Annotated in this window: 10 protein-coding genes; 1 reads left to right on the forward strand and 9 read right to left on the reverse strand. The window is 37.5% G+C overall.

Translation table 11 applies throughout. From position 1 onward, the window contains the following. Window positions 1–1,036 precede the first annotated feature (1,036 nt). Entirely contained in the window at window positions 1,037–1,390 is a 354-nt protein-coding gene (locus HY841_09580) for a helix-turn-helix domain-containing protein (protein MBI4931000.1), read from the forward strand. A gap of 45 nt (window positions 1,391–1,435) precedes the next feature. Here HY841_09580 and HY841_09585 read toward each other — a convergent pair whose 3' ends face one another. The 9 genes from HY841_09585 to HY841_09625 all read right to left on the reverse strand — a co-directional run bounded on the left by HY841_09585 (window position 1,436) and on the right by HY841_09625 (window position 7,002). Continuing rightward, a complete protein-coding gene (locus HY841_09585; GenBank protein ID MBI4931001.1) occupies window positions 1,436–1,774 on the reverse strand; it encodes a DUF86 domain-containing protein in 339 nt (112 codons plus the stop codon). Continuing rightward, window positions 1,767–2,066 carry a nucleotidyltransferase family protein gene (locus HY841_09590; protein ID MBI4931002.1) on the reverse strand — a complete coding sequence of 100 codons (300 nt, stop codon included), beginning with the start codon at window positions 2,064–2,066 and terminating at the stop codon, window positions 1,767–1,769. Before HY841_09590 ends, HY841_09585 begins: the two co-directional genes overlap by 8 nt. A gap of 33 nt (window positions 2,067–2,099) precedes the next feature. After that, entirely contained in the window at window positions 2,100–4,361 is a 2,262-nt protein-coding gene (locus HY841_09595; protein MBI4931003.1) for a T9SS type A sorting domain-containing protein, read from the reverse strand. After that, a complete protein-coding gene (locus HY841_09600) occupies window positions 4,358–4,726 on the reverse strand; it encodes a DUF3883 domain-containing protein (protein ID MBI4931004.1) in 369 nt (122 codons plus the stop codon). Before HY841_09600 ends, HY841_09595 begins: the two co-directional genes overlap by 4 nt. 13 nt (window positions 4,727–4,739) lie before the next feature. Next, on the reverse strand, window positions 4,740–5,099 hold the full coding sequence (locus HY841_09605; protein ID MBI4931005.1) for a hypothetical protein: 360 nt from the start codon (window positions 5,097–5,099) through the stop codon (window positions 4,740–4,742). Then, window positions 5,096–5,365, reverse strand: coding sequence for a hypothetical protein (locus HY841_09610; protein MBI4931006.1), 270 nt, complete (start codon window positions 5,363–5,365; stop codon window positions 5,096–5,098). The genes HY841_09605 and HY841_09610 overlap by 4 nt, the downstream gene beginning before the upstream one ends. Before the next feature lie 18 nt (window positions 5,366–5,383). Next, complete coding sequence (locus HY841_09615) at window positions 5,384–5,521, reverse strand: hypothetical protein (protein ID MBI4931007.1); 138 nt, start codon at window positions 5,519–5,521, stop codon at window positions 5,384–5,386. A gap of 141 nt (window positions 5,522–5,662) precedes the next feature. Continuing rightward, a complete protein-coding gene (locus HY841_09620) occupies window positions 5,663–5,932 on the reverse strand; it encodes a hypothetical protein (GenBank protein MBI4931008.1) in 270 nt (89 codons plus the stop codon). A gap of 155 nt (window positions 5,933–6,087) precedes the next feature. Then, window positions 6,088–7,002, reverse strand: coding sequence for a hypothetical protein (locus HY841_09625; GenBank protein MBI4931009.1), 915 nt, complete (start codon window positions 7,000–7,002; stop codon window positions 6,088–6,090). Between the last annotated feature and the right edge of the window lie 219 nt (window positions 7,003–7,221).

A 7,221-nucleotide genomic window follows, 5' to 3' on the forward strand; every position in this document is an offset into this window, starting at 1 on the left:
ACACTAAAAATTGTAACCAAGGTCAGTAGATAAATTTTAGTTTTCATTTTATTGTTGTCAGTGATTATAGTGCTGACACCGCACTTTCTATGTTTGTAAAGTTAATAATATTTTGTTTGTCTTTTTGCATTGTGGGTAACGTTTTTCAGGTTTGCGATGTGCGGGATTTTGGAATACAAAATTGTCTGCCATTACAAACATAAAACGAAGATACAAATTTCAAATTAAAACGTCAGCCCGCATAGCGCAAACCTGATGTTGGCAACTGGGCGTTCACGTCCTGCTGATTCTTGTCTGTCCGATGAGAATTACGAGATTGTCTAAATGAAAGTGACTGTCGGGAAGTGAGGCGCGAGGAAATATTTTAAAGTTGCGAGAATATTATTTTATTTTTTGTCTGTCGGGATATAAAATGCGAAACTGTCGAGGTGAGAAAGTGGAGAAGGTTGGAGTAGCTGTCCCAATGATTGCACGAACGGTAAGAAAATGGCAAGCTCTTGGCGCATGCAGAACTATAATGGTTTCTTCCGCTCATGCGCCATGTGCTTGACATTTTGTGTTTGCAAGAAGGGGAAATATTTTTACTTGTCTGTCTATTCTGATGGAGGTTTTTTTATTTCCGATAATGAATTGGTGTGTTCCGATAAAGGATTTCTGTTTTCCGATAGATAATTCCTTTGTTACGATGGAAGATTTTTTCTTTTCGATATGAAGTTGCTGTGTTTTGATAGAGGATTTCTTTTTTCCGAAGGAAGATTTCCGTGTTCCGATAGAGGTTTTCTTCTTTCCGATGGAAGATATTGTAAGACGGATGTTAAATTTGGTAATTACGATGCTAAATTTGATAATTACGATGTTAATTTCCCTAATTTAGAACCTAATTTCGGTAACATAGAACCTAATTATGGTAAGAATAATATTAACTTTGAGGTTTCAGATGTTGAAATTGCATGGATTTTAATAAGAGTCCAGTCCGAAGAAGGTAGGTTGGCTAATACGAGAGTTCTTTTTGATTAATCAGTAATATATTATTGCTATGGAGAAGGAGAATATACATATCGGGAATATGATTAAGGTGAGGATGAAGGAGATGCGTCTTAGTCCTACGGAGTTTGCGAAGCGTTTGGGATATTCTTTGCCTGGAACTACAAGCATTTTTGAACGGCAGACGATGCAAACGGATGTTTTGCTGAAGGTTTGCAAGGCGTTGGATTATGATTTTTTTAAGCATTATGTGTCCTCCGACTTGATTCAGGATGACGGCAAAAAAGTTATTGAAGATGCTGCACTGCAAAAGGAATTGGATGCGTGTAAAACAGAGATAGCGGATTTGAAAAAAGAGTTGGAGTATTTGAAAAAGATTGTGCGGTTGTATGAGGAGAAGAAATAGTGATGGCGTACCGTTTAAAAAAGAAAGCAGAGGAGATTCTGAATGCTATCCGTTAATAATCTTTTGGAGATTAGTTTTCAGTTCGGGTATTTTGGTTTGAATAATTTCCCAAACTTTTTTTGGATTAATTCCAAAATAATCATGCGCAGCAAAATTTCGGAAGGCGCGGATTCTATACCATTCAACATGATTATGTTTTTCAAGAAATTCATCGGATAGTTTCCAAACTAATTCGCCTATCACGATAAAATCCATCATGCAGGCGTCAAAAGTTTTTTCATCTTTTTCAAATTCTTCGAGCGACTTGATGGATTGAACATGCCTTTGAATTTTTTCAACCATCTCAAGCATGAGCATGAGGTTGGGGATTTCGCGCTCAGACATAGATTGCGTCTCTTAAGATGTAGGGTTTGAAATAAGATTTAATATATTTTTCTTCGCATATATCTACATTGCGGTTGAATTGTTTTTTCAGCAGTTCGCGCAAATCATATTCGAGGTCGAAAATATTTTTTGCTTCTTCTTCCAGTTCAATCAGAATATCAACATCACTGTTTGGTTTTTGGTCGCCTCTGGCAAATGAACCGAATACACCGATTTTTGTAAGATGAAATTTTTCTCTCAAGAAATTTTTATTGTTTCTGAGGAACTGAATTATTTCTTCTTTAGTATTCATTGCGCTTCTTTTAATGCAAAATTAAGACAAAATTTATTCTTTGATTAATTTTTTAATGCTTGTTCCTTTCTCGGAATTTACTTTGATAAAATAAATTCCTTGCGGTTGTTTGGTTAAATCAATCTCTGTTTGAGAAGAATTTACCTTACTAGAATATATTTTTTCTCCTATGAGATTTGAGATTTCAATGTTTGAAATTTTATTTGGAGATTGAATCGTGAAAATTCCATTTGATGGATTTGGAGAAATGAAAATATTAAAATCACTGCCATCCGAATTTTCATTTATTCCAACCATGCCATTTTTATATACATTGGATTTAGATGAATTGAGTGAACTGCTGAAAGGAATAACATTTTTTATAGTAGGCGTGCAAATTATACTCCATTGAGTTTTTACTCGCCACGATGCAGTGGTTTGATAAGTAGCATAAGCAGGATCGGTAACATTTTGTTGAGTTCCGGCAACGCTTGCCACAGGTTGAAAATTTCCAGTACTGTTATCATCCCTCAATAAATCATACGCGCTTACAGGATTTGAACTTCCTTCTATAGTGTAAAGTTGCGCCCAAGAAAAATTCCCGCTATTATTTGTAATGAAAATGGTATTGTGATATGGACTTAAAGCCGAATAATTACCGCAGGTATCCTTCGCAGCAATTTTGTAACGATATGTTCCTGCATTTGGGTCGCCAGTGTTGGGAAAATATTTTGTTTTTACTGTGTCAATAAATAAACTTAAAGAGTCGTATTTTACTGCTCCAATTTGTAAATAGTTGTTGGTAGTAATTTCTCTATAAATAATAAAACTATCAATGCTTGTTCCAGCATAAGAAGTTTTATCCCAAACAATAATATTATTCAATGAAAGTGAATCAACTGTTACCATGCAAATATTTGGAGTAGGTAAATAATTATTTGTTAAAGAGACAGTCGAAGTAGAAATGCAGTTGTTATTATCATTGATAGTAACTGTATAATTTCCTGCCATAAGCCCTGAAATTGATGATGTAGTTTGTCCGTTGCTCCATGAATAAGTATAGGGTTGTGTGCCACCAAAAACATTTGCATTTATTATCCCCGTATGATTACATACAGGATTATTAATGGTTAATGCAGTAACAGTAAGTTGATTTGGCTGTGTGATTGAAACTGTTCCAGTGGAATTGCAACCGCCATTATCAGTAATTGTAACAGTATAATTTCCCGCAATAAGTCCGGTAGCTGTTTGCATAGTTTGTCCATTATTCCAATTGTAAGTATACGGTAAAGTGCCTCCAAACATATTTACTTTTGCACTTCCATTATTTCCTCCATAACATAACACATTAACTTTTGTAAAAGAATTAACTTGTAAAGAACACCATTCCCATAAATCTGCCCACATGGTGTTAGATGCGTCTCTTCCCGTGCCAATATATCCATAAGATCCAATAGAAAAGCCGACAGCATATTCTCTTGTTCCACCTCCAAAACTCGCCTTGTATTGCCATGGAGTTCCATTCAATGTATCAGAAGATGGGTCATATTCACTAAAATAGTCAGTAGAAGTATTAATATTAATATCAGGTGCACCTGTTCCGATGTATCCTCTGCTTCCTATTGAAAAACCGACTGCTCCTAAAGTTGGTCCTCCATCAAAATCCGCTTTTTGAGTCCACATATCAGTTAATTGATTCCATTCATAAAAATCTTGAAAAGAATTAGTGCCGTCATATCCTGTTCCAATGTATCCTTTATTGCCTATTGAAAACCCTGTTGCAAAATATCTTCCTATCCCAAGAAAATTTGCCTTCTGAATCCATGTATCAGTTGTTTGGTTCCATTCCCAGAAATCCTGTGTGTAAGTGCTGCTATATCCTGTTCCTATATATCCTTTTGTGCCGATGGAAAATCCAACCGCAGATACTCTTATACCTCCTCCAAAACTTGCTTTTGCCGACCAAGTATTGTTTGCTTGATTCCATTCATAAAAATCTGCAAGGTAATTTGTACCATCATATCCTGTTCCAATATATCCTTTAGTTCCTATTGAAAATCCTACAGCATTACTTCGTGCAACTCCAGGCATATTCGCTTTTTGTGTCCATGCATTAGTTGATTTATCCCATTCCCATAAATCATTATAATAAGTAGCGCCATTCCTTCCAGTTCCAATATATCCTTTATTTCCTATGGAAAAACCAACCGCCAGCCTTCTTGCTGAACCAGTGAGATTTGTTTTTTGAGACCAAATGCCTTGGGCGTTTGCAATTCCAGCAAATGCAATTGATAAGATGAGGAATCTTGTTTTCATTTTGTTATTTTTTGTTTTATAATTTCTTGGAATTTAATTCTAATCGTTTTTTCCCATTTTGGGTTTTTTATCAAACCAATATCAGATCCTTTGATGGCGTTTACCTTTGCATTTTTACCTATATCAGTTACTACATAGAGATATGAATTTTTTTTATCCCGAAGATTATTGTATTGCTTCTCAGTTAAAGTAATTGGTTTTGAAGAATGTTTAGTTCCTTTAACTTCAATATATCTTTTAGTATTTTTTCCTGAGCTAATCATATCCATTCCAGTTTTTCTATACGGTGTAGTTTCTCTGCCATGTTTTTTTTCGTATTTCTTAACAGCACTTTCTGCTTTGCGCTCAATGTCTTGAGTACTCATTATTATTTGGGTTTTAATTATTGTTTGAGTTTATAAGAAATAAAAAGATCTTCAAAATAATCGAAGAGTATGGAATTGTTTGATGCGTGTTTTTGATGGCGGAAGGCTTGCTCTTTTGCAGTCCGACTAAAAATATTCTTCTATGAAAAAAGGGCTGCAAATGTGCAAGCCGAACGCTGTGCAGGATTTGTCTGCCGATTTTTTGTGTTGCTGTCTGTGCTTGCAAAACGAACAACCGAGAAAGTAACTGTCCAGCTACTTTATTATATTTAGTTTTTATAAATGCTGTCAGTGATGGAGCAACTGTCGAGCGAAGTGAGAGATTGTCGCGGTTGCTCGCGTAACTGTCCGATGATGAGAAGCGTAAAGTCATTTTACATAATTGTTCAAAGATAATGGTTTTTGTATTTGTCTGCTGTCAGTGAACTGCGAAATTGTCCCCGAGTGAACGCCTGAAATATTATTTTGATTCATTGTCTGACCGATTGCGTTGCTGTCCACGGAGACAAATTTTGTATTTGCGCCTTGTTGCCAACGTTTTGCAGGTTGGAGAAGTGGCGGTGTTCGGAGCACTTCACTGTCCCACAGCACAAAGATAATTAAATGCAGAAAACATTTTTCCCAAATGTCAACCGCCATTTCTCCAACCTGCTGTTATCAGTAGCCCTTCTTTTTTTCTGTCGTGATGAAGTGTCTGTCTGCTGTGCAGTTTTTATTTTTTGTTTTTGTTTTTGGGTCGGGCATTTTTGAAAATTTATTTCTGTCGGGGTGAAGGATGGGCACGCTCTTTTGCATTTGCTCATCAACTATTAAAAATAAAAAGGAGCAAATGCAAATGTGCGTGCCAGTTTGGAAGATGTGGTATGCGAATAGCGTTAACGAATGCGCACATGCGAATATGGTGTTTTTTATTTGCTGTCCGATGGTGAGAATATTTTAGGAAAGAACCGCTGTCTGCCGAAAGTTGCTGTTAAAAGTTGTCGAGGTATGCGAGATGGTCGGGAAAAGATTGGCTGTCGGGGTGAAAAAAACGGTAAAAGTGCGGTCAACCGTGCCTATCGGCAGGCAGGGATGCGGGAAAGTACGGTCAAGATGCGAGAAAGTAAGGTCAAGATGGAGGAAAGTACGGTCAAGATGCGAGAAAGTAAGGTCAGGATGCTGGAAAGTTGAGTTCAGATGCGGGAAAGTGAGGTCAAGATATGACAAAGTGTCGCCAGATATGACAAAGTAAGGTCAAGATGTGGGAAAGTAAGGTCAAGATTGGGGAAAGTAAGGTCAGGAAGGGGTAAAGTCGTGTTTTTATCGCTAAAAGTGAGGACAACCCCCTTAATCCCCCTTTGGTAAGGGGGAGAAATACAACATCAGGGGTTTATCTTGGGTTGCAGGACGAAGTTCTTAATGATGGTATCGCCTTTCTTGAAGGCAAAGGGTGGTGTTGTTTGGTCTTCACTTCCATCGCCCGAAACTGTCATTGTAACTGTTGCGGGCGCTTCGGGTTCGTGAACAAATAATCCTTCTACATCTGTTTTAACTTCTACATTCTGCTCGTTGATTCGGACTGTTTTATTGTAGGCGGGTTCTCCATCGGCAGAAAGCATTGTGATTTTTCCTTTGATGCGGGTTGTTCCTTTTCCGAGGTCAATTATTTCTCTTGCTTTTTCGTAATCGCTTAAATAATGTTTGTTGCTGGCTTTGAAAGAAATTGAAATGGGGTCAAGAATTTTTTTGAGAATTTTATTTGCTTCGGAAAAAAGTGTTACGAGTTCTGCCGTTAATGTTGCTCGGTGGGTGATTGCGAGGCGCGGGTCTAAGGCAACATTGAGATAATTATTTATGTCTTGTTGCCAACTGTTGATGGTGGCGGGGGTGATTCCGTAATCGCCAAGTGAGCCGACTAAATTATTTACGATGCCTAAAAGTGTTTGTGCTTTTTGCCCGATTTGGTCGTCATTTGTATCGCGCAGGTCGGTGATGGAGAGATTCATTTGTTCTTCAAGCGTGGTGTCGTTGATGGTTACTGCATAGCCCATCGTTGGGCTGATGTGTGAAAATGTGCTTTGCACGAGTGCTTCCTGTAATTGTTTTTTATTGGTGGTTACGCCTGATATGGCGAGGTCTTGTTCGCCTGATGTGGTTTGTATGGCTGTGATTTTTGTATTGAGGGCGATGATTCCGTTTTTGAATGCAAGAATAGTATCGGTGATTGCCTGATGTTTTGATGCGTGCTTGGAAACGGCACGGAACATATTTAACTGGTTGAATTGGGTGTTGTCCATGGCTGAAAAGTTATTGAGTGATTAAGTTGATTGATATTTTTTGAGACAACGGAGGTGGTTTGGGAATATTGTGTGGGTATGAATTAAAGTAGGAAGCGAAGGTACAAAGTAACTTCGCCACCTCTCACACCACTGTACATGCTTAGACGCATACAGCGGTTTCATAAAGTTTTAATCGTTTGTAGTTTGCCGATAAACTGTAGTAACCTTCTTTTGCAA

This window comes from Bacteroidota bacterium, from assembly GCA_016213405.1.
In the GTDB taxonomy this organism is placed as follows: Bacteria; Bacteroidota; Bacteroidia; order Palsa-948; family Palsa-948; genus Palsa-948.

What these genes read in the sequence shown, in the direction of transcription:
- HY841_09580 (MBI4931000.1), top strand. Translation starts at nt 1,037, where the DNA reads ATGGAGAAGGAGAATATACATATCGGGAATATGATTAAGGTGAGGATG.
- HY841_09585 (MBI4931001.1), bottom strand. Translation starts at nt 1,774, where the DNA reads ATGTCTGAGCGCGAAATCCCCAACCTCATGCTCATGCTTGAGATGGTT.
- HY841_09590 (MBI4931002.1), bottom strand. Translation starts at nt 2,066, where the DNA reads ATGAATACTAAAGAAGAAATAATTCAGTTCCTCAGAAACAATAAAAAT.
- HY841_09595 (MBI4931003.1), bottom strand. Translation starts at nt 4,361, where the DNA reads ATGAAAACAAGATTCCTCATCTTATCAATTGCATTTGCTGGAATTGCA.
- HY841_09600 (MBI4931004.1), bottom strand. Translation starts at nt 4,726, where the DNA reads ATGAGTACTCAAGACATTGAGCGCAAAGCAGAAAGTGCTGTTAAGAAA.
- HY841_09605 (MBI4931005.1), bottom strand. Translation starts at nt 5,099, where the DNA reads ATGACTTTACGCTTCTCATCATCGGACAGTTACGCGAGCAACCGCGAC.
- HY841_09610 (MBI4931006.1), bottom strand. Translation starts at nt 5,365, where the DNA reads ATGGCGGTTGACATTTGGGAAAAATGTTTTCTGCATTTAATTATCTTT.
- HY841_09615 (MBI4931007.1), bottom strand. Translation starts at nt 5,521, where the DNA reads ATGCAAAAGAGCGTGCCCATCCTTCACCCCGACAGAAATAAATTTTCA.
- HY841_09625 (MBI4931009.1), bottom strand. Translation starts at nt 7,002, where the DNA reads ATGGACAACACCCAATTCAACCAGTTAAATATGTTCCGTGCCGTTTCC.